The 23,679-nt window shown below is 68.5% G+C and carries 23 protein-coding genes and 2 pseudogenes; 12 read left to right on the top strand and 13 right to left on the bottom strand.

Going from position 1 to position 23,679, the window contains the following annotated elements; genetic code table 11:
• Positions 1-132: 132 nt before the first annotated feature.
• From AB0E02_RS03085 to AB0E02_RS03075, 3 genes and pseudogenes are all read right to left on the bottom strand, one after another.
• Positions 133-549 carry a hypothetical protein gene (locus AB0E02_RS03085; protein ID WP_362135318.1) on the bottom strand — a complete coding sequence of 139 codons (417 nt, stop codon included), beginning with the start codon at positions 547-549 and terminating at the stop codon, positions 133-135.
• 502 nt (positions 550-1,051) lie between these two features.
• A pseudogene (locus AB0E02_RS03080) lies at positions 1,052-1,452 on the bottom strand (tyrosine-type recombinase/integrase); the annotation flags it as partial.
• A 246-nt stretch (positions 1,453-1,698) separates the two neighbouring features.
• Positions 1,699-1,992, bottom strand: coding sequence for a chaplin (locus tag AB0E02_RS03075; protein ID WP_362135316.1), 294 nt, complete (start codon positions 1,990-1,992; stop codon positions 1,699-1,701).
• Positions 1,993-2,715: 723 nt separating this feature from the next.
• Here AB0E02_RS03075 and AB0E02_RS03070 point away from each other — a divergent pair.
• From AB0E02_RS03070 to AB0E02_RS03060, 3 genes are read left to right on the top strand one after another with little or no spacing between them, the layout of a single operon-like run.
• The gene (locus AB0E02_RS03070) at positions 2,716-3,276 is read left to right on the top strand and encodes an ImmA/IrrE family metallo-endopeptidase (RefSeq protein WP_078865754.1); all 561 of its coding nucleotides are present in this window, start codon (positions 2,716-2,718) and stop codon (positions 3,274-3,276) included.
• A 4-nt stretch (positions 3,277-3,280) separates the two neighbouring features.
• Complete coding sequence (locus AB0E02_RS03065; protein WP_362135313.1) at positions 3,281-4,516, top strand: MAB_1171c family putative transporter; 1,236 nt, start codon at positions 3,281-3,283, stop codon at positions 4,514-4,516.
• Positions 4,517-4,524: 8 nt separating this feature from the next.
• Complete coding sequence (locus tag AB0E02_RS03060; RefSeq protein WP_362135311.1) at positions 4,525-5,340, top strand: class I SAM-dependent methyltransferase; 816 nt, start codon at positions 4,525-4,527, stop codon at positions 5,338-5,340.
• Between the two features lie 107 nt (positions 5,341-5,447).
• Here the strand turns inward: AB0E02_RS03060 and AB0E02_RS03055 are convergent, their stop codons facing one another.
• A complete protein-coding gene (locus tag AB0E02_RS03055; RefSeq protein WP_362135309.1) occupies positions 5,448-6,428 on the bottom strand; it encodes an amidohydrolase family protein in 981 nt (326 codons plus the stop codon).
• Between the two features lie 127 nt (positions 6,429-6,555).
• Positions 6,556-7,272, bottom strand: a complete 717-nt coding sequence (locus AB0E02_RS03050) for an SDR family NAD(P)-dependent oxidoreductase (RefSeq protein ID WP_362135307.1) — start codon at positions 7,270-7,272, stop codon at positions 6,556-6,558.
• Positions 7,273-7,446: 174 nt separating this feature from the next.
• Between AB0E02_RS03050 and AB0E02_RS03045 the strand changes: the two genes are divergently transcribed.
• Positions 7,447-8,550: an Lrp/AsnC family transcriptional regulator gene (locus AB0E02_RS03045; protein WP_362135305.1), complete on the top strand. Its 1,104-nt coding sequence runs from the start codon at positions 7,447-7,449 to the stop codon at positions 8,548-8,550.
• Between the two features lie 41 nt (positions 8,551-8,591).
• Here AB0E02_RS03045 and AB0E02_RS03040 read toward each other — a convergent pair whose 3' ends face one another.
• Positions 8,592-9,401 carry a LysR family transcriptional regulator gene (locus tag AB0E02_RS03040; RefSeq protein WP_362135303.1) on the bottom strand — a complete coding sequence of 270 codons (810 nt, stop codon included), beginning with the start codon at positions 9,399-9,401 and terminating at the stop codon, positions 8,592-8,594.
• Positions 9,402-9,469: 68 nt separating this feature from the next.
• Here AB0E02_RS03040 and AB0E02_RS03035 point away from each other — a divergent pair, with 68 nt between their 5' ends.
• On the top strand, positions 9,470-10,363 hold the full coding sequence (locus AB0E02_RS03035) for an NAD(P)H-binding protein (RefSeq protein WP_362135301.1): 894 nt from the start codon (positions 9,470-9,472) through the stop codon (positions 10,361-10,363).
• Positions 10,360-11,049 carry an SDR family oxidoreductase gene (locus AB0E02_RS03030; RefSeq protein WP_362135299.1) on the top strand — a complete coding sequence of 230 codons (690 nt, stop codon included), beginning with the start codon at positions 10,360-10,362 and terminating at the stop codon, positions 11,047-11,049. The genes AB0E02_RS03035 and AB0E02_RS03030 overlap by 4 nt, the downstream gene beginning before the upstream one ends.
• Here the strand turns inward: AB0E02_RS03030 and AB0E02_RS03025 are convergent, their stop codons facing one another.
• From AB0E02_RS03025 to AB0E02_RS03015, 3 genes and pseudogenes are all read right to left on the bottom strand, one after another.
• Positions 11,050-11,217, bottom strand: coding sequence for a hypothetical protein (locus AB0E02_RS03025; RefSeq protein ID WP_362135297.1), 168 nt, complete (start codon positions 11,215-11,217; stop codon positions 11,050-11,052).
• Between the two features lie 90 nt (positions 11,218-11,307).
• A pseudogene (locus AB0E02_RS03020) lies at positions 11,308-11,701 on the bottom strand (DUF6234 family protein).
• 120 nt (positions 11,702-11,821) lie between these two features.
• On the bottom strand, positions 11,822-12,661 hold the full coding sequence (locus tag AB0E02_RS03015; protein WP_362135295.1) for a hypothetical protein: 840 nt from the start codon (positions 12,659-12,661) through the stop codon (positions 11,822-11,824).
• A 291-nt stretch (positions 12,662-12,952) separates the two neighbouring features.
• On the opposite strand from AB0E02_RS03015, the gene AB0E02_RS03010 reads away from it, so the two are divergent.
• Both AB0E02_RS03010 and AB0E02_RS03005 read left to right on the top strand, forming a co-directional pair.
• Positions 12,953-14,056 (top strand): sensor histidine kinase, encoded by a 1,104-nt coding sequence (locus AB0E02_RS03010; protein ID WP_362135293.1) that lies wholly within the window; start codon positions 12,953-12,955, stop codon positions 14,054-14,056.
• Positions 14,053-14,700 carry a response regulator transcription factor gene (locus AB0E02_RS03005; protein WP_362135291.1) on the top strand — a complete coding sequence of 216 codons (648 nt, stop codon included), beginning with the start codon at positions 14,053-14,055 and terminating at the stop codon, positions 14,698-14,700. The genes AB0E02_RS03010 and AB0E02_RS03005 overlap by 4 nt, the downstream gene beginning before the upstream one ends.
• Before the next feature lie 128 nt (positions 14,701-14,828).
• On the opposite strand, the gene AB0E02_RS03000 is transcribed toward AB0E02_RS03005, so the two are convergent.
• Positions 14,829-15,872 carry an alpha/beta hydrolase gene (locus tag AB0E02_RS03000; protein WP_362135289.1) on the bottom strand — a complete coding sequence of 348 codons (1,044 nt, stop codon included), beginning with the start codon at positions 15,870-15,872 and terminating at the stop codon, positions 14,829-14,831.
• Positions 15,873-16,212: 340 nt separating this feature from the next.
• On the opposite strand from AB0E02_RS03000, the gene AB0E02_RS02995 reads away from it, so the two are divergent.
• From AB0E02_RS02995 to AB0E02_RS02985, 3 genes are all read left to right on the top strand, one after another.
• Positions 16,213-17,256 (top strand): hydroxymethylglutaryl-CoA reductase, encoded by a 1,044-nt coding sequence (locus AB0E02_RS02995; RefSeq protein ID WP_362135287.1) that lies wholly within the window; start codon positions 16,213-16,215, stop codon positions 17,254-17,256.
• 282 nt (positions 17,257-17,538) lie between these two features.
• Positions 17,539-18,774: an MFS transporter gene (locus AB0E02_RS02990; protein ID WP_362135285.1), complete on the top strand. Its 1,236-nt coding sequence runs from the start codon at positions 17,539-17,541 to the stop codon at positions 18,772-18,774.
• Positions 18,775-18,837: 63 nt separating this feature from the next.
• Entirely contained in the window at positions 18,838-19,293 is a 456-nt protein-coding gene (locus tag AB0E02_RS02985) for a DUF5946 family protein (protein ID WP_362135283.1), read from the top strand.
• Between the two features lie 213 nt (positions 19,294-19,506).
• Here AB0E02_RS02985 and AB0E02_RS02980 read toward each other — a convergent pair whose 3' ends face one another.
• Positions 19,507-20,286 carry an SDR family oxidoreductase gene (locus tag AB0E02_RS02980; protein ID WP_362135281.1) on the bottom strand — a complete coding sequence of 260 codons (780 nt, stop codon included), beginning with the start codon at positions 20,284-20,286 and terminating at the stop codon, positions 19,507-19,509.
• A gap of 193 nt (positions 20,287-20,479) precedes the next feature.
• On the opposite strand from AB0E02_RS02980, the gene AB0E02_RS02975 reads away from it, so the two are divergent.
• On the top strand, positions 20,480-21,226 hold the full coding sequence (locus tag AB0E02_RS02975; protein ID WP_362135279.1) for an aminoglycoside phosphotransferase family protein: 747 nt from the start codon (positions 20,480-20,482) through the stop codon (positions 21,224-21,226).
• Positions 21,227-21,539: 313 nt separating this feature from the next.
• On the opposite strand, the gene AB0E02_RS02970 is transcribed toward AB0E02_RS02975, so the two are convergent.
• Complete coding sequence (locus tag AB0E02_RS02970; RefSeq protein ID WP_362135277.1) at positions 21,540-22,466, bottom strand: AraC family transcriptional regulator; 927 nt, start codon at positions 22,464-22,466, stop codon at positions 21,540-21,542.
• A gap of 134 nt (positions 22,467-22,600) precedes the next feature.
• A complete protein-coding gene (locus AB0E02_RS02965; RefSeq protein ID WP_362135275.1) occupies positions 22,601-23,524 on the bottom strand; it encodes an NADP-dependent oxidoreductase in 924 nt (307 codons plus the stop codon).
• Positions 23,525-23,679: the final 155 nt, after the last annotated feature.

Raw genomic sequence — 23,679 nt, 5'->3', positions numbered from 1 at the left:
GGCGATCTTCAGCCCGCTACCCCCACGTCAGCAAGGCCAAGTCGAGACTTGGGACGGCAATCCACTGTCAGAACAATTAAGGGCCCTCATGTAACCGCCCGTCGACGGTCCACACCTGGTCGCTGGGTCGGCTCAGTCGCCGGAGTAACCCCAGAAGTAAATTTCCTGCGGTTCACCCTCATCGTCGTGGAGCACGGCGCACCGGCCGTACCAACGCCAGAAGTCGAATTCCTCGAATCGTGGCACGTGAGCCCGGGTGAGCCTCCGCGTGCCCAAGACGCGCAGCGCCTCCTCCTCGGTCACCTGCTTCAGGGTGCAGTAGTCCGGCTCCTCGTCCGGCCCGATGATCCGGAAGATGTCGAGTATCGAGTGCGTCCCCTCGTGCTGGACGAGTTCGTGCTCCCACAGGTTGTCCATGGTCTTCGGCCACGGCAGCCGCTCTTCCTCCGGCCTCCAGTCGGCACCAGGACCCCAGTAGTACTCCCGCTCCTCAAAGACCTTCTGTCGCAGTCCCTCGAATGCCCCGACGAGATCCTCCTGATACTGCACGGAATAGTTCCACCCTGACGCGCCCATGCGGTCCCTCTCTCCAACCTTCCGGAACGGCCGGACCCTAACAGCAGCCACTGACACGCGGGCCTGAAAGGGAGCGCCAGACGGAGACGGTTCTGGCTCAGTGCCAGGTCGTCTCAGCTTCCGTCTCATACAGCTCATTCAGCTACGTTCACTGCCGTACAGACGGAGCCATCGGCAGAGACCGCCCCGGCGCTCCGCCGCCCATGAACGCAGGTGAACAGCCCTGGGCGCACCCCTCACGCCACCAACAGCCCTGGAGGGCGTGTTCGGCACCAGGCGGTACCGACCGCTCGCCTCAAGGAGGATGAGGGGGGTGGGGATCCACGGCCTGCAAACATAGTCCCGAGGTGGCTCCCGGGGACCTTTGTGCCCACCCCCCTTGACCGCGGACCTCGAAGGTTCTCTGACCGGTCTCACTCCACCGGACAAACTAGCAAGCACCACTGACAACGGCCCGCCACCGGGCGGCGCTTGATCACCCGGGCCCGGGCCGCTGGTTCAGCAGACGGTCCATGGGGCTCACGGCCTCCCGTTGCGTGTCCTGCGCGACGTGCGTGTACGTGTCCCTCGTGATCGCGATCCGGCTGTGGCCGAGGATCTCCCTCACCACGCCCGGAGCGGTACTGGCCGCGGTGAGCAGGCTGGCGCAGCCGTGCCGGGCATCGTGCAGCCGGATCATCCGCAGATCGGCGTTCTTCGCGACCCGGGTGTGGGAGCGGTACAGGTTCCGCGGCTCGATCGGCTTCCCCGTGCGGGTCGTGAACACGTGGACCGCCTCCTCCCCCTTGGCACCGGCCTGACCACGCATGGCGGCCTGCCTCATTCCTGCCACCGGAGCGGCGCGAGGCAGATGGCCGGCAGCGGCAGAGTCTGACGAGCGCAACAAGCACGCGCCGCCCGCCGTCGGCGGGCGGCGCGTCGAGGCGTTGGGCAGCCACCACCATGGGTTGCGCCTCTGAATGGGTTGCGCCTCGGATACCGGGACCCAACCGGGCAACCGTGGGCAGGCGAGGAGCCGACCCGATCCGCGGGCTCGCGTACGGGCCCCGCTCTCCTTCGGTCACTCACGGACAGCAGGTACGAGAACGACCCTCCGCCCAAAGACGCTCGCGGGGGCCGCTGTCAGCGCCTGTGGAACTCGGCGTGGTGGTGGTGCTCGTAGTGCTCGGAGCGGATGTCGCCGTTGATGCACGTGTTCCCGACGGCCGGGTTCAGCAGACCGATCACGTTGATGGTGTTCCCGCAGAGGTTGATCGGGATGTTGATCGGCACCTGAATGACGTTGCCGGAGATGAAGCCCGGGGAGCCCACCGCTTGGCCTTGTCCCTCGGAGTTGGCCGAGGCCACGCCGGCCATTCCTGTGACGGCCACCCCGGCAGCGACGGTCGCCACGAGTGCCTTCGCGATATACGACATGCTCTCTAGTCCTTCCACGTATGACGTCAGATCACGCTCCCACCCATGAGATACGGCTGGGGTTCTGATCAACGCACGACTGACCGATATATGACGTAATGCCCCTCCGAACGGCTTAATGCGCGGGGTGCTGTGCTCGTCCACCTGATCGGCCGCCTGCCGTCCACCTGATCACCCGCATGATCGGCAATCGCTTGATCATGGCCGTTGCTCAGGTGCCGGTAGATCAGCGCCGTCCGCGCGGACGAGTCCGCCATGCGGTGCATCAGCTCACGGGTGGTCGCGCCGCCGGTCGCGGCGAGCGTGTTGCTGCGGGTGCCGTAGATCGTGGAAGTGCTGTCCGAGAGGCCGGCGTCGCCCAGGGGTGGGAACCGGTGAAGACCAAGCGGCGCTTCCCGCCCCGCAGCCTCCCGCGGTACCTCTTCCGCCTGCCGGCCGGCCGCCGGCCGGACCAGGGGACACGCTGGCGCCGCCTCCCTGTCGACCGGCAGACTCTAGGTCTCGGACTGCCGGCCCCGCAGACCTTGCCCCTCGCAGCATCGTGGGATCGCGTCAGCCAGCTGTGCGGACGTGCGACCCGGCTCATGTCCAGCGGTTCCGCCGGCGCCTCGGCGGATCCTAGGCCGGCCCGCTGCGTCGTGTGACGCCGACCGCCGGCAGGAAGCAGCCGACTTGCTGCAACCGTCCTCTAAGCCGTTTGGCAAACTGCTAAGGAAGTTGGCCATGCGCTACGAACATGACGTCTACTTCCACCGGTGTCCGATCGAAGGGCAAGGCGACACCATGACCACACGACAGGTACGCAAACGGTGTCAGGCGCTCGTCAAGACGCTCGACCTACCCCGGCCGTTCTCCGTCGAGGCCTTCGTCAAGGGGCTGTCGGTGCGGCGAGGTCGGCCGATCCGGATCCACACGGTGCCGATCGGAGCCGCCATCAACGCCTGCGGATTGTGGATCGCCACCGCTGCCGACGACAACATCTATGTCGAGGAGAAGACCACCAAGTTCCACCAGGAGCACATCATTCTCCATGAAATCGGGCACATCCTGTGCGAACACGGCCGCAGCGACCAGGAGTTCCACGAGGTGCTCGCCATGCTGTTGCCCAGCATCCGGCCCGAGATGATCAGCCGGCTGCTGGGGCGTAGCAACTACACCAATGAGCAGGAGCAGGAAGCCGAGCTCGTCGCCAGCCTGATCTACTCGGCCGCGGGGATCCTCACGCCCTCACCGTCGACGGGGGTGCGGGGCAAGCTGGAGGCCGCACTCGGGATCCGGGAGTAGGGCCATGAGCACACTTTCCCTCTACGAACTCGGCTCCCGCATCGAGTTGTTCGGCGCGGCCGCGCTGTGGCTGGTGATCATTCTCCGACTGCCTGCCGCCCGTCACTCCCATCAGCAGAAGATGTTGCTGCTCGCCGTGGTCGGGATCGCCGGGTCGATCACCGTCTACCTCGACCCCGTCACCGCGTTGGTGAACCGATCCCTCACCTTCGCCCAGAGCTGCGGGTTGTTCATGAACGCCTGGGGAGTCCTCAGCTCGGCCCTCATCCTCGATTTCGTCCTCGCGGCGATGTCCCGGCGCCGTCCCTGGCTCATCTACGGCCCCATGATCATCACCATCGTCGCGCTGATCACACTGAACTTCACCATCGCGCCGCACGCCGGCTGCGTCACGACGCAGGCCGTCCCGTGGTACAGCCCCTTCTGGTGGATTCTGGTGGCAGCCCATCTTGTCGGCACGGTCCCCTGCGCGGTGCTGTGTGTGCGCTACGGCCGCCAGGCCCATGACGACCGGCCTTTGCGCACCGGCCTGTTGCTGCTCGCCGCCGGCTTCACCTCGTCCTCCCTGTTCTGGTGCGTCGTGCTGGCCTTCCTCCTGGCCCGCCCCGCCTGGCTGGGCGCACTGTTCCCGTTGAACATCGGCGTCACCGCCTGGCTGATGACCGCAGGGGTCTGCCTGCCCCTGGCGCTGACCATCCGCCGCGCGGCCCGCGACGCACGCGCCCTGTGGTGCCTGAGTCCCCTGTGGCGTGACCTGACCGAGGCCGTCCCGCACGTCACCCTGGAGAGGCCCCACCGGCGGATCCGTGCGGTGGTGGGCAGTCCGCAGGCCATCCGGCTCAGGCTCTACCGCCAGGTCATCGAGATCCTCGACGTCCTGCTCGTCCTGCAGGATTACGTGCGGCCCGAGGTGGTGGAGCGCGCCCGACGCCACGTCACCGAGCAGGGTGTTGCCGGAGAACACCTCGAACCGGCCGTCACCGCGTGCTGGCTGCAGAGCGCCCTGCAAGCCGTGGCGGCCGCGGGCGCTGCCCAACCGAATCCGCTCACGCCGGTCAACCTCAAGGACGACGGGCTCCGCAGCGAGAGCGACTTCCTGCTCGCCGTCCTGCGAGCTCGCACACTTCCCGCCGTCCGCTCTTTCGTCCACTCCACCGCCGCACCCCCGCCCTCGTCCGCGCCCGCCGCCGCCATGCCGGAGGGACGCGATCACCCCACCCCGACCAAAACCACCACCTAGGCGATTTCATGACACAGCACCCCACCACCACGGCCCCCTACCGCACCGGCTGGCTGAGCAACCAGGCCCCCCACGAACGTGAACGCCTTCAGTCCATCCAGAACAGCGTCGATGCGTTCACCATCGAAGTCCTCCAGGAACTTCCCATCGAGGCCTCCTCCAACTGCCTGGAACTGGGCGCGGGCGCCGGCTCCATCGCCTACTGGCTCGCCGCACGCTGCCCCCAGGGACGGGTGGTCGCCGTCGACCTCGACACCCGACACCTCGACGCCCACCACGCCACGAACCTGGAGGTCCAGGAAGCCGACATCACCTCTGAGGGCTACGCGCCCGGCAGCTTCGACCTCATCCACGCCCGCTACCTCTTCTGCCACCTCCCCCAGCGCGACGAGGTCATCGCGCGGGCCACCCGCTGGCTCGCCCCAGGCGGATGGCTCGTCATCGAAGAGCCCTACCACCTGCCGGCCGACACCTCGCCTTCTCCTCTCGTCCAGCGCGTCCTGGCCGCCTATCAGCGCACGTACCGCGACAACGGCGCCGACATGACGTGGGCACGGAGCCTTCCCTCCCTGCTCGCCCGCAACGCTCTGAGCCAGGTGTCCTTCGCCGGAAACCTCGGCTGCATGGGCGGCGGCAGCACCAAGGACCGCTGGCTCCCCCTGATCACCCAGGCAGCCCCCGCCATGCTCGCCGACGGCCTCATCACCGAAGCAGATCTGACGGAATTCACCACCCTCCTCGAAGACCCCACGTTCATCGACATCCCCCAAGTCACCATCGCCGCATGGGGCCGGCGCCCCGAAAAGGCCGCGAGCACGCACTGAGCCGACCGCCGACCTGCCTTGGCCTTCCCCCTGCGACACCGGCAGGCCAAGGCGTGCCGGAACGCCGCCCTCAACCGACATCCAGAAGTCAATGCCGTACCTGGAAGTCAAATGCCGTACAGGGAAGCGGCGTTGGCCGACGAGAACTGCCGGCGTTCCGCGTCTGAGGGGAAGTGCTTCAGGAAGGAATCGATTTCTTCTCTGGTGGGCCGTTGGAAGGGGTAGTCGGTCGAGAAGATCAATCGGCCGACGGAGGTGACGGACAGCGCGTGCTGCAGGAGGGCCGGGTTGAGCATGCCGGAGGTGGTGATGTGGAAATTCGACCGGACGTAGTCCGATACGGATCGCTGCAAGCCGGCGATGCGGGAAAGGCCGTCGGCCCGGTCGAGCCAGAACAGCAGCATCTCTCCCCAGTGGCCGAGCACGACCTGAAGGTCGGGATGACGGTCGAACGTTCCGCGCAGGATCAGCCGGAGCGCCGCGATTGCAGCGTCCATGTGCCACCCCCACCCGAAAGTGGCGAGGGCGAGGTCCGTCATGGGGTCGAATCCGCGATAGGAGGCGTCCCGTACCGCGTTGGAGGGTAGCTGCGGGTGGATGAAGACGGGCTGGCCGAGTGCTGATGCGGCGGCGAAGAAGTCGTCATAGACGAGGTCGTCGAGAAAAAGGTCGCCTGATCGGCCGTAGACCATGGTGCCCACATGCCCCATGCCCGCAGCTCCTTCCAGCTCGCCCGCGACGTCCTTCGGTGACGACATGGGAAGAGTGGACAACGACCGGAAACGGGTCGGATTCCGGGCGACGGCCGCGGCAGCCCTGTCGTTCGCGGCGCGGCTCAGCGCCAGTGCGTCTTTGGGCAGCAGCGGCTGAACTCCCGGCGGCGTCAGGGCGAGGATCGACACGTCGATGCCCTGCGCGTCCATGGCCGCGATGCGGCCGGCTCCCAGGTCCTCCAGACGTTCCTGATGGTCGCCCAACTCGCTCAGGCCAAGGCTTTCATCAGGGTGCGGCACAGCACGTAGGGCGGCCGTCACGTCCGGCATGACCCAGTGTTCTTCGACAGCGATGAGAGGCGTGGTCGTCGTCATCCTTGGCAATCTCCTGTGCGTCGGCCACGTGCGCTGAAGGGCAATGAGGGCGGTGGGGATTTCGAGTGAAAAGGCCGCTGAGGTGCCTGCTGTTCGTCAGGCCCTCCGCGAGGGCCGCCGACAGGGCTTACCAGGGCACTGTCCGACCCGAGCGGTCCAGGTATGCCAGACCGGGCGTGCCCCGTTGGGACAGCAGGACGTCCACCAGCAACGGGACGCTCTCCTCGACGGTGAACGGTGCGTCCGGCCCACCGAGCGCGGTGCGGATCCAGCCCGGCGCCATGAGGACGACGGCGCGCTGCGTCTCGGCCTGCCGGATCGCGAAGCTGCGCATGAACATGTTCAACGCCGCTTTGCTGCCCCGGTAGACCTCGCGGCCTGCGGTCGTGTTGTTCGTGATGCTGCCCTGCCCGGACGACATCGCTCCGACGAGTCCGGTAGGGGATACGAGGTCTTCGAGCGCCTCGATGACGCGCATCGGGCTGAGAGCGTTGGTGATCATCACCTCGACGAAATCGGCTGTCGTCACCGCGCCGATGGGGGTCCGCTCATTGTTCGTGGTGCCCGCGTTGACGAAGAGCAGGTCGAGCTCGCGTTCCGCAAGACGCTCGTGCAGGGGCGCAAGGTGGTCAGGCTCGTTGATGTCGAGATGCTCGATGGTGACGCGCCCCTCGGCCCGGTCGGCGAGCTCGTGCAGGGGCGTTCGCGCAGAAGTGTCGCGGACCGTGCCGATGACGCTCCAGCCCCTATCGAGGAATTCGGCCGCCATCGCGTGGCCGAGGCCGCGCGAGGCCCCCACGATGAGGGCGATCGGCGTTCGCTGCCCTATGACAGTCGATGACATCCAGCGTCATCTCCGTTCCTTACGTCGTGAGCTCACCTGGTGCGTCCCTCGCCGAAACCGCCTCGGGGGCGTCGGGTTGTGACGCTGCGGTGGCTCCTCATCGGTACGGGACGAGTCTGTTTGCCGTGCTGCCGCAGGCGCGAGTCAAGCAGGCCCCTTCATAGGATTCCCCCTATGGCTGGTGCATCGATGTCTGAATCCTTCGAAATGCAGCCCGACGATGTGCGCATCATTCGAGCCCTGCAGGTCGCTCCCCGGGCCACATTCGCCTCGATGGCGGTCGCGCTCGGCCTCACCGAAAGCGCCGTCAACCGCCGGTACCGGCGCCTGTGCGCCGACGGCGTCATCCGCGTCGCCGGCGTGGTCAACCCGGGAGCGTTGGGACAGAGCAGATGGCTGGTACGGCTACGTTGCCGGCCCGGCAGCGTCGCAGCGATCGCCGGCGCACTCGCCAAGCGCGACGATGTCAACTGGGTAGCCGTGGGTGCAGCGGGTTGCGAAGTCACCTGCGCGACCCAGTCACGGACGGACGCGCAGCGCGAAGAACTGCTCGGTCAACGGCTTCCGCGCACCGCGGCGGTGCTCGACATCAACGCCTTCGCCATGCTCCGCCAGTTCATGGGAGGCCGCGGCCACTACTGGGCTGCACTGCACGGCGTGCTGTCGCCGGAGCAGGAAGCCATGCTCGGGAGCGACGGCCCCCCTTTCACGGAGTCCCCGGTCGTCACTGGCGACCCCGTACGCCTCACCGCCGAGGACGAGCAGATTCTCGACGCGCTCGCCGCAGACGGTCGCGCCAGTCTCGTCGACCTCGCCACGGCGGCGGACTCCACACCGGGCCGCGTCTCCCGCCGCCTCCACGCCCTGCTCCAACAACGCGTCGTCCACCTCGACGTCGAGATCGCCGCAGCCGCCTTGGGCTATCGCGCACGGGCGAACCTGTGGCTGCGGGTGCATCCGTCAGCGGTGAAGAACGTCGGACGCACGCTTGCGCAAGAACCCGAGATCGCCTTCGCCGCGGCCATCTCCGGGCCCTACAACCTCCACGCCGTCGCACACTGCCGAGACTTCGACGAACTCTTCGAATTCACGTCGGACCGCATCGGGTCCCTGCCCGGCCTGCAGAGCATGGAGGTCTCACCTGTCCTGCAACACATCAAACAGGCGGGCACGCTACTGTCCGGCGATCGCCTCGTCGCGCCCGAGAATCCTCCCGAGGGGCCACGGGCCGGTTCGGACCGCTCACCGACGCGCGGCCGGACAGGCAAACGTCCGTGAGACCCAGGCAGGCCGAGCACGGCAGCGGCAAGCGTCACCGTTCAGGCACGCCGCAGTGTCGCGGTGGCGATCTCCAGGAAGTCGCGCAGCAGCCTGTCGCGCCGGTCCGCGGCGACCGCCAGACAGGTCTCGATCCCGGGGGCGTCCGTGACGGGGAGATGCACCAGGTCGGGGCGGGCGTAGGACCGCGCGACGCTCAGCGGGATGAGGGCGATGACGTGCCCGGAGGCGATGAGCTCGAACTTCTCCTCAAGCGACGACGTCCGCCGCCTGGGTACGTCGAGCATCCGCTCGCCTTCGAGGTCTGCGGAAGTGAGCACCGGGCGACCCGCCAGGGGATGCGTCGCGGGCATGCAGGCGACCCTGGGATCGTGGCCGATGGGAATGATGCGCAAGCCCGATTCGTCGAACTGCCGCCGCAGATAGCCGGCTTGGGCCCGCCCGTCCCGCAGCGGCCGGTCCGGCTCCCACCAGCTCGACGGGACGACGTCGATCTCGACGTCCGCATGGCGCGACGTGAACGCCCGTATCGCCTCCGACACCGGCAGCCCCGGTGAGAAGGCGACCACGAGCCGTTGCACGCCTTGATCGACGTCGTGGACGCGGCGGACCGCCGCGGCGGCCGACGAAAGGAGCTGCTGCGCCTCCTCGTAGAGCTGTTTTCCGGCGGCGGTCAGCTCCACGCTGCGGGTGGTCCGTAAGAGCAGTGTGCACCCCAACTCCTGCTCCAGGGACTTGATTTGGCGGCTGAGCACCGGCTGGGCGATGAAGAGCTGTTCCGCCGCACGGCCGAAGTGCCGGTGCTCGGCCAGCGCGGCGAAGTAGCGGAGTTTGCGTAGATCGAGATCCATGCCCTGAAGGTATCAATCGTCGGGAAGGGTATTGGACGCCACGAACGGACCGGCCCGAGACTCGACGCATGATCGTCATCACCACTCCCACCGGCCAGATCGGCGGCCGGCTCCTGGACATCCTGCTCAACGACCGCACACACGGCGAAGAGCTGCGCGTCATCGTGCGTGACCCCGGCAAACTCCCCGACGCGATCCGCGCCCGGGTCGACGTGGTCACCGGCTCGCACGACGACGCAGCCGTCGTCGACCGGGCCTTCACCGGCGCGGACGCCGTCTTCTGGCTGGTCCCCTCAAACACCCAGGCGCCGAGCCTGACCGCCATGTACTCCGGATTCACCCACGCTGCCACCAAGGCGTTCACCACCCATGGGGTCGGACACGTCGTCGGCGTCTCGGCGCTCGGCCGGGGCACCCCCGTCGCCGGCCGCGCCGGGCACGTGACGGCGTCGCTGGCCATGGACGACCTCATCGCGAGTACGGGCGTGGCCTACCGGGCGCTCACCAACCCCACGTTCCTCGACAACCTGCTGTGGCAGGTGCCCTCGATCCGCGACCACGGCGTGTTCACCGACACCGCCGCCGCCGACCGCAAGACACCGATGGTCGCCACCCGCGACATCGCCGCGGCCGCCGCCGACCTCCTGCTCGACCGCACGTGGACAGGGACCGGCGAAGTCCCGGTACTGGGCCCCGAAGACCTTTCGCCCAATGACCTGGCACGCACCATGTCCGACGTGCTCGGCCGCCCGATCCGCTACGAACGGCAGACGTTCGACGACTTGCACAAGGCACTGGCGGGACGAGGCATGAGCGATGCGCTCGTGCAGGGCTACCTCGACATGATGCGGGCCAAGGCCGACGGCCTCGACGACGCAGTGCCGCGCACCGCGCAGACCGCGAGCCCCACCTCCTTCCGCGAGTGGTGCGAGCAGGTCCTCAGGCCGGCGGTCCAGGCATGAGCACCAAGACCGCCCTCATCGTCGGGGCGTCCCGGGCCCTCGGGCTCGGCCTGGCCACCGAGTACGCCCACCGGGGCTGGAGCGTCATCGGCACCGTCCGGGGCGATCGACGCACCGGCCTCCACGACCTGGCCGAGACCTCCCAGGGCCGCGTCACCGTCGAGTCGCTGGACATGACCGAGCCGGAGCAGATCGCCGCGTTACGCGAACGCCTGGCGGGCCGCACTCTGGACCTGCTGTTCGTCAACGCCGCCATCGCGCGGGACAACATCCCCGGAGGTGAGGTCCCGACGGAGATGTTCGTCGAGGTCATGGTCACCAATGCTCTCAGTCCGATGCGCGTGGTCGAGTCCCTGCGCCCGCTGGTGGCGCCGACCGGGACCATCGGCATCATGTCCTCACGCCAAGGCAGCCTCACCCTCAACACCAACGGCGGCCACGACGTCTACCGCGCCAGCAAATCCGCCCTGAACCAGCTGATGCGCAGCTACGCCGCCCGGTACGCCGATGCCGCGCATACCCTGCTGCTCATGTGTCCCGGCCATGTCCGTACCCAACTCGGCGGCCCCGCCGCGCCGTTGACCATCGACCAGTCCGTCCCTGGTGTGGCGGACACGATCGACCGCCACAGCGGCGAACCGGGTCTGCAGTTCCTCAACTACCAGGACCATCCCGTGCCCTGGTAATTACCAGAGGCCGGCCAGGGCGCCGTTGAGCAGGGTGACGATCATGCCGCCGCCGAGTAACCCCAGGAACACGACGACCGCCCAGTCCTGCGCCATGGCGGTTGGCGAGGCCCTGGTCGGCGGCGGCGCCTTCGCCGCCAGTGCGTCGGGCGGGCGGGAGACCTTCACGGACTGCTCGTTGCGGGCACGACCGTCCGCGCGAGTACGGCGCGCACGTTCTCGACCGGACAGGAGAGGGGAGGAAGCAACGGCACCTGCTCAGCAGTTCGCGCTGTAGCGGACACACCCTGGCGGGGTGTGGTTGTCGTCCCACTGGTGCTGCGTGATCATCAGCACCCCGCCGGCCAGGAGAGCCACCAGCAGGTGCGCGATCACCGTCCAGCGCGCACGGAAGATTCCCGCGATAACTGCCACGACGACTACGGCGACCAGCAGCACCCACACCCGGTCCATGTGCGCGAGGCTCGCCGCATCGATCCGCTCCCGGTCACCCTGCGCCGCCCACACCCATACCGAGGCCGAACATCCAGTCCAGCACGAGCCACGCGGTCTCCAGCAGGAACAGCGGGATCGCGAGGGCGAGGTCCACACCCCGACGGGTTCGGTGGGACCAAGGACGCCAACCTTTCGGCGCCGGAAGGGGGTTCGTCATGGTTGCAGGGTGCCGAGTGCGGGAGTGATGCGCATGAGTAGCTGTACTCAGCTCTGAGCTGGCGGAGCGACTGGCGACTGGCGACTGGCGATCCCAGCGGAAGGCGGACCGTTCGGCAGGTCAGGCTGCGTGTCGGGAGGTCCGCTCCAGCTCGGTGACGTCCTTGCGCGTCACACCCAGGTAGACGACCAGACCGAGGATGACGGTCAGGAACAGCGCGCTGGTCACCACGGTGCCCAGCCCGACGCCGCCGTCGCCCGTCGGCTGGGAGAGGAAGTCGCCGATCGACGCGCCGAGGGGGCGGGTGAGGACGTAGGCGATCCAGAAGCTCCACACCGCGTCCAGGCCGAGGGCGAAGTGTGCGATGGCCACGGCGGCGATGGCCGCCGCGAACAGTACGGCGGACAGCCAGTACCCGAGGTCCATGCGTTCGGAGACCAGGTCACCGGCGGCGGTGCCCAACGCGAAGGTGAACAGCACCGCCGGCCAGTAGAAGGACTCGCGGCTCGTGGTGTCGATGTGGTGGATGGAAAGCGTCCGCTCGCGCCGGTACCAGACGACGAACACCACCGCGAGAACGAGGGCGAAGACCGTCGTACTCGTCTCCAGCGGGACGCCCATGTTGTCGGTGAGGTTGTCGCTGATCAAGGTGCCGACGACGCTGATCAGGGCCACGGCGAGCCAGTACACGCCCGCCCGGTAGGCCCTCGTACGGAACTGCACCACCAACACCACCGCCAGCAGCGCACTCATCAGCACCGACACGCCGGTCAGGCCGAGGCCGGCCTTCTCGTTCAGCAGATCGGCCGCGGTCTCCCCGACCGTCGTGCACAGCACCTTGATGAACCAGAAGTAGGCGGTGACTTCAGGCACCTTGTTCCAGCGCAGCCGGTGCCCCGCGGGAGCGACAGGCCCGCCGGTCTCGTGGAGGGTGGAGGTCTCGGATGTCTCAAAGGTCATGGACAGCGACCCTGCCACCGGCCACCTGAACGCATCCTGACTGCCCACGCGGCGCCCGGCGCACCGGACGGCCCGGCAGCCGCAGCATGGCCACCATGAACCAGCAATGTCCCTCGTCCTACCGGTACGCGGTCGTTGGACGGCGGATCGGATCGGGCGGCATGCTCGGCGTCGGTCCGCTGGCAGACGTAAGCCTCCGGGCGGACGTCGGGTGGTGCAGGAGCTGGCTACCATCCACCGGTGGATCAAGCATCGCCGCGTGCTCCGTGGCTGAGACGGTTGCCTTCCGGCGTGTGGACGGCGGTGTCCTGGTGCGCCGCCGCCTTGTTCGCGCTGCTGTTGTTCGGGTCGACGACCTATCAACTCGCGTGGGCCGGCCACCGTGGGGATTTCTTCACGGCGCTCTGGCTTCGGGCTGCCATGGCCGTCCTTCTTGCGCTGCCCGTCGGCTGGGCACGGCGTTGGCCGGTACCGGTCTTCGGGTTGGTCGCCGCCGAGTCGATGCTGACGTACGCGCTCGGTGAGAAAACCTGGCCCCTGTTCGCAGCGATGGACTGCTTGGTCGGCCATCTCGCGGCCAACCGGCCTCGCCGGACCGCTCTGACCGCGGCCGGCGGCGAACTGGCCCTGTGGATCGGACAGTGGTCGGCGGGTGACCATCACGGCGAGACATTCGGGGATGCGGCCAGCATCGTTCTGGGCATGGTGGCGACCACGGCAGTTCCGTGGATGATCGGCAACTCGGTACGCCAGCAGCGTCTGTACGGCCAGGCGCTCCGCGACCATGCCGCGGCCCAGGCAGTGATGGCGGAACGCCTGCGCATCGCACGGGAGCTGCACGACATGGTCGCGCACAGCATCGGTGCGATCGCCATCCAGTCGGGAGCGGCCGGCCTTGTGCTCGACACCCGGCCCGAACGGGTACGGCAAGCGCTGGCTGCCATCGAGGACAGCAGCCGGGAGGTATTGACCGGGCTGCGACGGATGCTGGTCTCGCTCCGCCAGGCCGGAGCCGAAGCTCCTACGGAGGGGCTGGAGGGTGTCGACCGGCTGGTCAAGAGGGCCGCCGAGGCGGGACTCCCGGTCGAGGTCGAGTGGCGGGGAGAGCGGCGACCGCTGCCCCCCGAGGTCGACCTTGCCGCCTTCCGGATCATTCAGGAGTCGGTCACCAACGCGGTGCGCCACTCCGGCGGCCGCGGCTGCCGGGTTTCGGTGGAGTACCGGGCCGAGGCTCTGGCCATCGAGGTCGTCGACGACGGGCGGGGCGGGACGGCGGGTGGCCCCGGTTTCGGAATTTCCGGGATGCGGGAGCGGGCTGCCCTGCTGAACGGGCAGTTCAGCGCGGGTGTCCGGCCCGAAGGCGGATTCCAGGTGGCGGCGAGGATACCGGTATGAGCATCCGTGTCCTGCTGGCGGACGACCAGCCGTTGGTACGCGCGGGGTTGACGATGGTCATCGACGATCTGCCCGACCTGGAGATCGTCGCCGAAGCCGCGACGGGTGCCGAAGCGGTCCGACTGGCTCGCGAGCTACGGCCCGATGTCGTGGTGATGGACATCCGGATGCCTGGCACGGACGGCATTGAGGCGACTCGGGCCGTCGCGGCCGGTAACGGTGCGCCCCGCGTGCTCATCCTCACCACCTTCGATGACGACGACAACGTGTATGCCGCGCTGCGGGCCGGGGCCAGCGGGTTCCTGGTCAAGGACATGGCGCTGTCGGACATCATCGCGGCGATCCGGGTGGTGGCCGGTGGTGACGCATTGATCGCGCCGGGGGTGACCCGTCGGCTGATCCGTGAGTTCGCCGAACGGCCCCGTCCCGCCCCGGTCCGGCAGGAGTTGCCCCGCATCACGGACCGGGAACGGGAGGTGCTGACCCTGATCGGTCGGGGCCTGTCCAACGGGGAGATCGCAACGCAGCTCTTCATCGGTCACGCCACGGTCAAGACACACGTGGCTCGTCTGCTGAACAAGCTGGCGGCCCGTGACCGCGTTCAGCTGGTTATTGCCGCCTATCAGGCGGGCCTGGTGTCCTGAGCGGACCGGATCACGGGCGCTGGAAGGTGACTTCCGGGTTCGCTGTCGAGGGCCCGTCCAGCAGGCGCTGGTGGAGGCCCTTGAGGGTCTGGTCGAAGTAGGAGCCGAGGTAGGCACGGGTGATCTCTTCACCACGTAGCCCGGGGATCTTCCCGGCGGGTGTGGGCTTGCCCAGCTCCGCGTAGAGCAGATCCAGGTCGGAAGCTGCTGTGATCCGCGCCAGCCACGGTCAGCCAGCGCTTCCAGCCGTTCATGTGCTGCCAGGCGTCGTCCCAGCTGCTCTCCTTGCCCGGGACCATGTCCTGCTGGTTGCCGAGCAGGAGGAAGGGGCGGTGGTTCAGCCCGGCTGCCGGGAAGGGCGCGAAGAAGGTGCCGTCCAGGTTGGCGCCGGCCCGTATCCGCTGGTCGGCAGCCATGGCCAGGGCAGTGGCGTCACCACCGAAGGAGTGACCTGCCATACCGATGCGCCGGGCGTCGATCAGGCGGGCGTCCCGCCAGGCAGGGTGGTGGGACGTCAACCGGTCCAGAACGAAGGAGAGGTCCCTGACCCTGCTGACGCCCACGGCCTTGGGGGTGATGTCCCGCCGGTCGCAGATGGCGCAGGCGAGCGTACGGCCATCGGGAAAGGTGACACCGAGCGCCTCATAGGTGTGGTCGACCAGCGCCACCACATAGCCACGACTGGCCAGGTCCTCGGCAAGACCGGTCAGGCTGGAGCGCTGAAGATCGAGTCCGGGTGAGAGCACCACCAGGGGGTACCTGCCGGCGACCGGCCGGGCGTCGGTACGCGCCCAGGTACGGGTCGAGCTGACCGTTTCCGCCGGGAGGGACCCGCCCGGAACCTTGGCCGCCAGCAGCAACCGGGCCTCCCCCACGGTCATGTAGGGAGCCGGGTCCCCCGTGCCGGCGTGGGCGGGGTAGTACATCGACACCATCAACTGACGTGCTCCCGCCGCCGGCACCCAGGGGTCCGGACGGTGCTTGTCGACCAGGTGCAACACGGTGCGGCCGACGGCATGGGGGCCGGTGGGACGGGGAAGCGCGAGCGGACCGTAGGCGTCGGAGCTCGTGTGGGCGGCGGGTCCCGGAGCGGCGAATGCTGACTGGGCGATGGGCAACGGCAGCAGGAGCGTGAGCGCAGCGGCTGCAGCTTTGCGTCGGATACCGTTCATGCGAGGACGCTAGGTCGCGAGCACGCTGTCTGACGTCACCTCCAGAGCGGACCCGCGCGTCCCCTCACAGGCGGACGGCACACCCCAGCGGGCCCGGCCCGACCACGTCGGTGCGGCCACTTCTCCTGATTCGCCGTACCGCACCGCCTTGGGTGAACCGCAGGCAACTGGCATACACCCGAGGGGGATTCACACCGGCCGGGGACCGGTGTGCCCGGATGATCAACGGCGCTCTACGCTGCTGCGGACCAACCGCGGAGTCGAGGCGCGGGCGACCGGACCCGTGTTCCGGCACCGACCGGCGCCTTCGCACCATCCGCCAGATGACGGGAAGTGCACGATGAACGACCTGCACGGAGTTGCCGGGGTCCCCATGAGGTGGGTGGGGCCACTGAAGATTTCGGGGAATGTAGCCGCCACGGAGACCGAAGTCCCGCTCGCCACCTACGAGTCGCCTCTGTGGCCTTCCGTGGGGCGCGGCGCGAAGATATCCCGGCAGACCGAGCGCGGTATCGTCGCCACCCTCGTCGACGAACGGATGACCCGCTCGGTGCTCGTCGAAGCCGAAGACGCGCAGACCGCGTACGCGGCCGCGCGCCGGATCGACGCGCAGTTCGACGACTTGAACAAGGTCGTGCGCGCCTGCAGCGGATTCGCCGAACTGGTCGGCATCCGGCATGAGATCGCGGCCAACCTTTTGTTCCTCCGGTTCGAGTTCACCACCGGCGACGCGTCCGGGCACAACATGGCGACGCTCGCGGCCGAGGCACTCTTGGGGCACATCCTGGACAACATTCCAGGGGTTTCTTACGGATCGATTTCCGGAAACTACTGCACGGACAAGAAAGCGACCGCCGTCAACGGAATCCTGGGCCGTGGAAAGAATGTGGTAACCGAACTGCTCGTGCCGCGCTCCGTGGTGACCGAAATGCTGCACACCACGGCCGCCAAGATAGCCGAGCTGAACGTCCGCAAGAATCTGATCGGGACACTGCTGGCCGGCGGAATACGCTCGGCCAACTCGCACTACGCGAACATGCTGCTCGCCTTCTACCTGGCGACCGGCCAGGACGCGGCAAATATCGTCGAGGGCTCACAGGGTGTGACCGTGGCCGAAGACCGGGAGGGCGACCTCTATTTCTCGTGCACGTTGCCGAACCTGATCGTGGGCACGGTCGGCAACGGCAAGGATCTTGACTTCGTCGAGGCCAATCTGACGCGGCTCGGCTGCCGGGCCGAACGCGAGCCGGGAGAGAACGCACGCCGACTCGCCGTCATCGCGGCCGCCACGGTGCTGTGCGGCGAACTCTCCACCATGGCAGCGCTGACGAACCCGGGCGAACTCATGCGCGCGCACATCGACTTGGAACGCAAGCAGGGTTAGTACTCCAGCAACGGTTCGTGTCCTGAGCTGGTCTTCTGACGCTCCGGCAGGTCACTTCGGAGGTCTTCGACGGCCGGATCGTGGGTCTGGTGCTCGCAGGCGCCGAGCCGCTGGTGGTCCGAGGTTCCCACCGGCACCCGGCTGGGCCCGTCGGACGAACGCGCGTGCCTGCTGAGCCTGTCGAAGATATTCCGTTGACCGGGGGACGTCCCAGGCAGGAAAGTGTCGCCCTGGTCGGGTCCAATGGCATACGGGGGACGGTGAGCGGTGGCTGGCTCGGGCATGGCCCATGACCTGCAAGTCAAGAAGTCCTCGTCTGAACTTCCGTTATGGACGACGGACTTCCGGCTGTTCTTCGCCGCCCGCACCACCTCTCTGCTGGGCGACGCGATGCTCCCCGTCGCGATCACGGCCGCCGTGATCCGGGCGGGATACGGGACGAGTGGGGTGGGCTATGCGCTGGCCGCGCTCGTAGCCCCGTTCGCAGCGCTGATCATCTTCGGTGGGGTGCTGTCCGACCGCTTCGGCGCCCGACGGCTGATGGTCGTCTCGGACACGGCCCGGCTGTGCTTCCAGGCGGTGCTTGCACTGCTGTTCCTGCTGGGAACGCCGCAGCTGTGGCAGATCCTGGTGCTGCTGGCCCTGGTCGGGGCAGGCAGCGCACTCTTCCAGCCGGGAGTCGCCAGCATCACCCCGCGCATCGCCCGGGACGTGCTGAAGGCCAACGCCACCCTGCGCATCTCCGAGTCCGTCACCGCCGTCATCGGCCCCTCGCTGGCCGGCCTGCTGCTGGTGGTCTCCTCACCGGCAACGGTGGTCGCCCTCGACGCCCTGACCTATGCGGTCAGCGGCACCTGCCTGCTCCTGCTCCGCTCGGTCCCGATGGGCCCGGCCGCGCGGGACGGCGCCTCGTCGTTCCGGGCCGATCTCGTCGAGGGATGGCGGGAGTTCCGGGCCAGAACCTGGTTGTGGAGCGTCATCCTCGTCTTCATGCTCTGGCAGCTGGCGGGCGCCGGCCCCACCATGACCCTCGGCAACAGCACGTTGGTCACCGACTACGGAGCACCGACGTTCGGCCTGGTCATGTCGTCCCTCGGCGCGGGAAGCGTGGTGGGCGGCATCGTCGCGATCAGGCTCCGTCCGCGGTATCCACTCCGGGCCGGCGCCCTCTCCATGCCCCTGTGGGCGCTCATGCCGTTGGGGGTCGCTCTCGGTCTTCCCGCGCCGCTCATCGCCGGGTGCTACGGGGTGAGCGGCGTGGGCATGGCGTTCTGGATCGTCATGTTCCACACGAGTGTGCAGACGCATGTCCCGCAGGCCGTCCTCGGCAGGGTGCACGCGTACGACGCGGCCGGCTCGCTGGTGATGAAGCCGGTGGGGCAGGCGGTGGCAGGTCCGTTGGCGGTCGTTGCAGGGACGGTGCCGCTGCTGTGCGTGTCCGCGTCCATGGCGCTCGTCGCCTGCGCCCTGCTGCTGGCAATTCCAGCCGTGCGCGGCCTGCAGCGCGCGCAGCGCTGAGCCGCCGCCCGTACCCCCTATCCCCTGACCACTGAACTTGAAATCGACGATCAAGGAGAAGGCGTGGAACGCTGTGCGGAGTGCGGTGCGTCCATGGAGGCGCGATCCTGTGACGACCTGTTCCATGTCTTGCTCGCGTTGGACCATGCACGTCAGGCACCGTGGGGGCCGTTGCACGGCGTCTCAGTCTCTTGCTTCCTCTTGCAGCACCCCAGTCGGCTTCCCGCCGACAATGGTGCGATGGCCTGGACGCTCCTGCACGCCTATCTCCAAGGCGGCCTCGATGGGGTGAACCGACTTGTCGGTCAGGCTCGTCGTGGCAACTCCCATCGCGGGAAGAACACCCCTGCACGAGTTGCCCACGACGCGGCGCTGCCGCCCCGGGACGCGCCGCCATCCCGTTTCGCTGTCACGATCGAAGATGTCGCTGTCGACGGGACGTTCCCGGCCGAAGAGTTCGCGGAACGCGTCAAGGCATGGGCTGCCGCCACGGTCGACGCATGGAGCCGCAACATGTGACCGGAAGACCGTGGGCCCCACGGAGGACGGGCCCACGGCATGCCTGACCGGTAGCGGGGGCGGAGGGCGAGGCGAGCGGCCGGGCGGGGCGGGACGGGGCGGGCCAAGGCTGCCCCGTCCGTGGCCCGGCCACCGAACGGTGAGGCCGATCTCCGAAAATCCCCGGCCCTGCTCGTGGCCCCCAGTCGGTTCGGACTTCGTACGGCGTAGGGCTCAGTGAACGGAGAGCCCACCGTCGACGAAGATCGCCTGCCCGGTGACGTAACCGGATGCCTGGCTGGCCAGGAAAACCGCCGCTCCGGCGAAGTCCTCGGCCAGGCCGTTGCGTCCGACCATCGTGCGTGCGGCCAGCGCCGCCACCTTCTCCGGGTCGGACGACAAGCGTGCGTTGAGCGGGGTCATGACGAAGCCGGGCACCAGCGTGTTGCAGGTGACGCCGTGTGGCGACCACGCCTCAGCCTGAGAGCGGGCCAGCGACTCCAGTGCCCCCTTGGAGACCCCGTAGGCGCCGCTCTGCACGAACGCCCGGTGCGCCTGCTGGGAGGTGATGTGGATGATGCGCCCGAAGCCCCGCTCGGCCATGCCAGGCCCGAACCGCTGGCCCAACAAATAGGGGGCATCCAGGTTCACGGCCATCGTGGCGTCCCACACCTCCTCGCCCAGCTCGCCCATCGGCGGCCGCAGGTTGATCCCGGCGCTGTTGACGAGAATGTCGGGCTCACCGAACACCTCGGCTGCCCGCTCCGCCGCCGCGCGCGCTCCGTCGCGGGTGCTCAGGTCGGCGCTCACCCAGGCCGCCCGGCAGCCGTTCGCCGTGAGCTCATCTACCGTGGCGGCCAGTTCCGACTCCTTGCGTGCCACGATCACCACGCTCGCCCCCGCTCGTGCGAGAGCCTCGGCGATCGCTCGGCCGATACCGGAACTGCCGCCCGTCACCACGGCGACCCGGCCGTCCAGCGAGAACAGTTCGGAGAGGTAGCTTTGCGAGACCATGCCCGCACCCTAGAAGGCGCGTCCACCGGCCCGGGGCCGAACGCATGGGATGGGGAGATCGGCCTGGTGGGCTTACCCCGGTCAGCTGTCGGTGTCGTGCACGAGGCCGCCGGGTAGGGGACGCGGTCGACCGCGCAATCGCATACGAGAAAAGCCCGCGACGTCGACGGTCATCCCCCGGATACTGGGCGTCATGGATGAGGTCAAGGTCATCGTCGCCCACTCCGAGCGCGCGACCCTGCGCGTCGGCGACGTGTTCCTGAAGGTGAACGCCGATCAGACGCGCATCGACGTCGAGATCGAGGCGATGGCCCTGGCGCCGGTCCCGACCCCGCAGGTCCTGTGGCGCAAGCCACCGGTGCTCGCGATCGCCGCGGTCCCGGGGAAGGCGCTCGGCCGCCTCGGCGAGCCGTCGACCGCGTCCCCGGCGGCCTGGGCCGCGGCGGGCGCCGCCATCCGGAAGTTGCACGACGCGCCGTTGCCGGCCCGGACAGGCCGGGCCGGCCGGGACCTCGACGAGCTGGCGGCGGAACTCGACGGCGAGTGCGAACTGCTCGTGGCGAACGGCCTCCTGCCCGCCGACCTGGTCACCCGCAACCGCCAGGTCGCCGAGGCCGCGCTCCGGCCGTGGACCCCGGCGTTCACGCACGGCGACCTGCAGATCGCTCATGTCTTCGTCGACGGCGACGAGATCACGGGCATCATCGACTGGTCCGAGGCGGGCCAGGGCGATGCCCTGTACGACCTCGCCACCCTCACGCTCGGCCATGAGGCGCACCTCAGCGACGTCATCGCCGGCTACGGCACCGACGTCGACCTCGACGTGATCCGCGCGTGGTGGTCGTTGCGAAGCCTGCTGGGGGTTCGCTGGCTGGTCGAGCACGGCTTCGACCCGTCCGCGCCGGGCTGTGAGGTCGACGTGCTGAGATCCCGGATGTGAGGAGCCTGGGCCCCACTGCTACCAGTGGTTCCTTCCCCGACCCAGCAGTACGCGCCCAGGCCCGGAGCCGTGTCCGGTGCCGCGCCCGTCGGTGTGCGGGGTGATCTGGAACCGACGGATCTTTTCCCGGGCCCGGCGGATGCGGGCCTGCAGGTGCGTCCGCTGGCGACCTTCAGCTGAGCCGGCGAAGAACGGCTCCTGGGCGGTCGGGGAAGCAGTCGTGCCGGTACGGGATCGGGGAGCCCAGCAAGGTCCAGCAAGCAAGGTCCAACTGTCCCTCCAGCGGCTTTCTTTCGGCCCTACGGAGGTGGTGTCATGCGGCGCGTGTCTGGCGTCGATAGATTCCGGGGGCGAGGCCGAATTCCCGCTTGAATGCCTTGGCGAAGGCGAATTCCGATCCGTATCCGGTCCGTGCCGCCACGGTCGTCAGTGGTGCGTCGGACTGCTGCAGCAGTTGGGCGGCCGTTGTCATGCGCCAGCGGGTCAGGTAGGCCATCGGCGGCTCGCCGACCAGTGCGGTGAAGCGGCGGGCGAAGGCCGCGCGGGACAGGCCGGAGCGGGTGGCCAGGGACTCGACGGTCCACTGCGTCGCGGGTGTTTGGTGGATGGCTGCCAGGGCGGGGGCGACCGCGGCGTCGCGCAGGGCGGCGGCCCAGCCCTGGGTGGTATCGGTGGGTTGGTCGTCCAGCCAGGCACGCAGGATGTAGAGCAGCAGGGAGTCGATCAGGCTGGGCACGATGCCTTCGGAGCCGAGGCGCGGGTTGTCCAGCTCGGCGCCCAACAGCTGGACGGCGGCGCTGAGTTCGGGGTGGTGGCCGTGTCTCGTGGGCAGGTGGATGATCTCAGGCAGCCGCGCGACCAGGGGATGTGGACGGCCCTGATCCAGATGGTAGTTGCCGCACAGCAAGCTGGTGAGCGGGCCGTCGCCGCCCAGCGAGACGGAGCCGATCGGCATGGAGTCGCTGAACTGCTCGGGGCGCGGCTCCTCGGCCGGTGTCGAGGGGTGATCGGCGAGGATGTGGCCGCGGCCGTCGCGTACGAAGATCACGTCGCCGGGGGCGAGCGGGATCGGCGGGGTGTCGTCCAGTGGGACGAGCCAGCAGGTTCCGTGGAGCACCACGTGGAATCCCGCTCCCGCGACCGGCGGCAGTCGCAGTCCCCATGGTGCGCGGCCGTCGGTGCGGACGGACGCCGGGCTGCCGGTGCGCATGGAGGCCAGTGCTTCGGTAAGGATGTCCATCGCCGCTCCCCCCTTCTACGATGACGCCTTCTTCGGTGACGAACGATGAATGACGAACGATGACGAAGGATACGGCCGCCCTCCAGGGAGAGGGCGGCCGGTATCGGTATCAGACCGAGCGGCCGGTATCGGTATCAGACCGTCAGTACGACCTTGCCCTGTACCCGCCCCGACTCGATCAGCTCGTGCGCCTTGCCGGCCTCGGCCAGTGGGAAGGTCTGCTCGACGTGGGGACGGATCCGGCCGGCGTCCACAAGCGCGGCGATCGCCTCCAGGCTTGCGTAGTCCGGCTCCACGGAGATTCCGGCGAAGCGCCGCCCGGCCGCCGCGACGGTGGCCGCGAGGTCGGTGTCGCCGTGTTCGAGGATGCTGACCAGCACGCCTCCCGGGCGCAGTGCGCGCAGCGAAAGTGCGCCTTGGGCGGTGGAGTCGAAGACCACGTCCGCGTCCTGTACCGCTTGGGTGAAGTCGGTGGTGCGGTAGTCGATCACCTCGTCCGCGCCCAGGCTGGTCACGAACTCGTGCCTGGCGGCACTGGCGAGCGCGGTGACGTGTGCGCCGTGCGCCTTGGCGATCTGCACGGCGAGGTGGCCGACGCCGCCGGCTGCGCGGTGGATCAGCACCCGGTCGCCTTCCTTGACGTGTGCCGCGTCCACCAGTCCCTGCCAGGCGGTGAGTACGGCGAGCGGCAGGGCCGCGGCGTGTACGTGGTCGAGGGTGGTGGGCTTGCGGGCGACCTGCCGCGACGGTGCGGCGACGTATTCGGCGTATCCGGTGGCGGCGCGGGGGAAGAACGGCATTCCGTACACCTCGTCGCCCACCGCGAACCGGGCGCCGGGTCCCGCCTCTTCCACGACACCGGAGATGTCCCAGCCGACGCCGAACGGCGGTTCGCCCAGGAGCGGGAACGCGCCGGATCTGACCGCGGCGTCGACGGGGTTGACCGCGCTGGCGTGGACCCGGATGAGTACCTCGCCGGAGAGCGGGCGGGGGCGTTCGACCTCGGTGACCTTGAGGACCTCCGGGCCGCCGAAGGTGTTCTGGATGACTGCTCGCATCGGGATCTCCCTGTTGATTCGGTGTGGTGCTGTCCACTGTAGGGAGATCCAATGAGCGTCTGAATGGCTCACAGTCTCACTCGCATGTCTGATCGTCTCGCGTGGCGAGCGCCTCACGGCCGGGAGGGTGGGGAGCCTTCAGGGTGGGAGTTTTC

It is taken from the genome of Streptomyces sp. NPDC048196 (genome assembly GCF_040652715.1).
GTDB classification, from domain to species: domain Bacteria; phylum Actinomycetota; class Actinomycetes; order Streptomycetales; family Streptomycetaceae; genus Streptomyces; species Streptomyces siderophoricus.
The sequence above is the reverse complement of the archived record's forward strand: the minus strand, read 5'-3'. Positions and strand labels throughout refer to the sequence as shown.

Excerpts from the sequence above, each read along its gene's own strand:
- AB0E02_RS02970 (WP_362135277.1), bottom strand. The coding sequence starts at position 22,466 with ATGGACATCCTTACCGAAGCACTGGCCTCCATGCGCACCGGCAGCCCG.
- AB0E02_RS02990 (WP_362135285.1), top strand. The coding sequence starts at position 17,539 with ATGGCCCATGACCTGCAAGTCAAGAAGTCCTCGTCTGAACTTCCGTTA.
- AB0E02_RS02965 (WP_362135275.1), bottom strand. The coding sequence starts at position 23,524 with ATGCGAGCAGTCATCCAGAACACCTTCGGCGGCCCGGAGGTCCTCAAG.
- AB0E02_RS03055 (WP_362135309.1), bottom strand. The coding sequence starts at position 6,428 with ATGACGACGACCACGCCTCTCATCGCTGTCGAAGAACACTGGGTCATG.
- AB0E02_RS03045 (WP_362135305.1), top strand. The coding sequence starts at position 7,447 with ATGGCTGGTGCATCGATGTCTGAATCCTTCGAAATGCAGCCCGACGAT.
- AB0E02_RS02980 (WP_362135281.1), bottom strand. The coding sequence starts at position 20,286 with ATGGTCTCGCAAAGCTACCTCTCCGAACTGTTCTCGCTGGACGGCCGG.
- AB0E02_RS03065 (WP_362135313.1), top strand. The coding sequence starts at position 3,281 with ATGAGCACACTTTCCCTCTACGAACTCGGCTCCCGCATCGAGTTGTTC.
- AB0E02_RS03015 (WP_362135295.1), bottom strand. The coding sequence starts at position 12,661 with ATGACCTTTGAGACATCCGAGACCTCCACCCTCCACGAGACCGGCGGG.
- AB0E02_RS02995 (WP_362135287.1), top strand. The coding sequence starts at position 16,213 with ATGAACGACCTGCACGGAGTTGCCGGGGTCCCCATGAGGTGGGTGGGG.
- AB0E02_RS03000 (WP_362135289.1), bottom strand. The coding sequence starts at position 15,872 with ATGAACGGTATCCGACGCAAAGCTGCAGCCGCTGCGCTCACGCTCCTG.
- AB0E02_RS03070 (WP_078865754.1), top strand. The coding sequence starts at position 2,716 with ATGCGCTACGAACATGACGTCTACTTCCACCGGTGTCCGATCGAAGGG.
- AB0E02_RS03060 (WP_362135311.1), top strand. The coding sequence starts at position 4,525 with ATGACACAGCACCCCACCACCACGGCCCCCTACCGCACCGGCTGGCTG.
- AB0E02_RS02975 (WP_362135279.1), top strand. The coding sequence starts at position 20,480 with ATGGATGAGGTCAAGGTCATCGTCGCCCACTCCGAGCGCGCGACCCTG.
- AB0E02_RS03040 (WP_362135303.1), bottom strand. The coding sequence starts at position 9,401 with ATGGATCTCGATCTACGCAAACTCCGCTACTTCGCCGCGCTGGCCGAG.
- AB0E02_RS03035 (WP_362135301.1), top strand. The coding sequence starts at position 9,470 with ATGATCGTCATCACCACTCCCACCGGCCAGATCGGCGGCCGGCTCCTG.
- AB0E02_RS03030 (WP_362135299.1), top strand. The coding sequence starts at position 10,360 with ATGAGCACCAAGACCGCCCTCATCGTCGGGGCGTCCCGGGCCCTCGGG.
- AB0E02_RS03075 (WP_362135316.1), bottom strand. The coding sequence starts at position 1,992 with ATGTCGTATATCGCGAAGGCACTCGTGGCGACCGTCGCTGCCGGGGTG.
- AB0E02_RS03005 (WP_362135291.1), top strand. The coding sequence starts at position 14,053 with ATGAGCATCCGTGTCCTGCTGGCGGACGACCAGCCGTTGGTACGCGCG.
- AB0E02_RS03050 (WP_362135307.1), bottom strand. The coding sequence starts at position 7,272 with ATGTCATCGACTGTCATAGGGCAGCGAACGCCGATCGCCCTCATCGTG.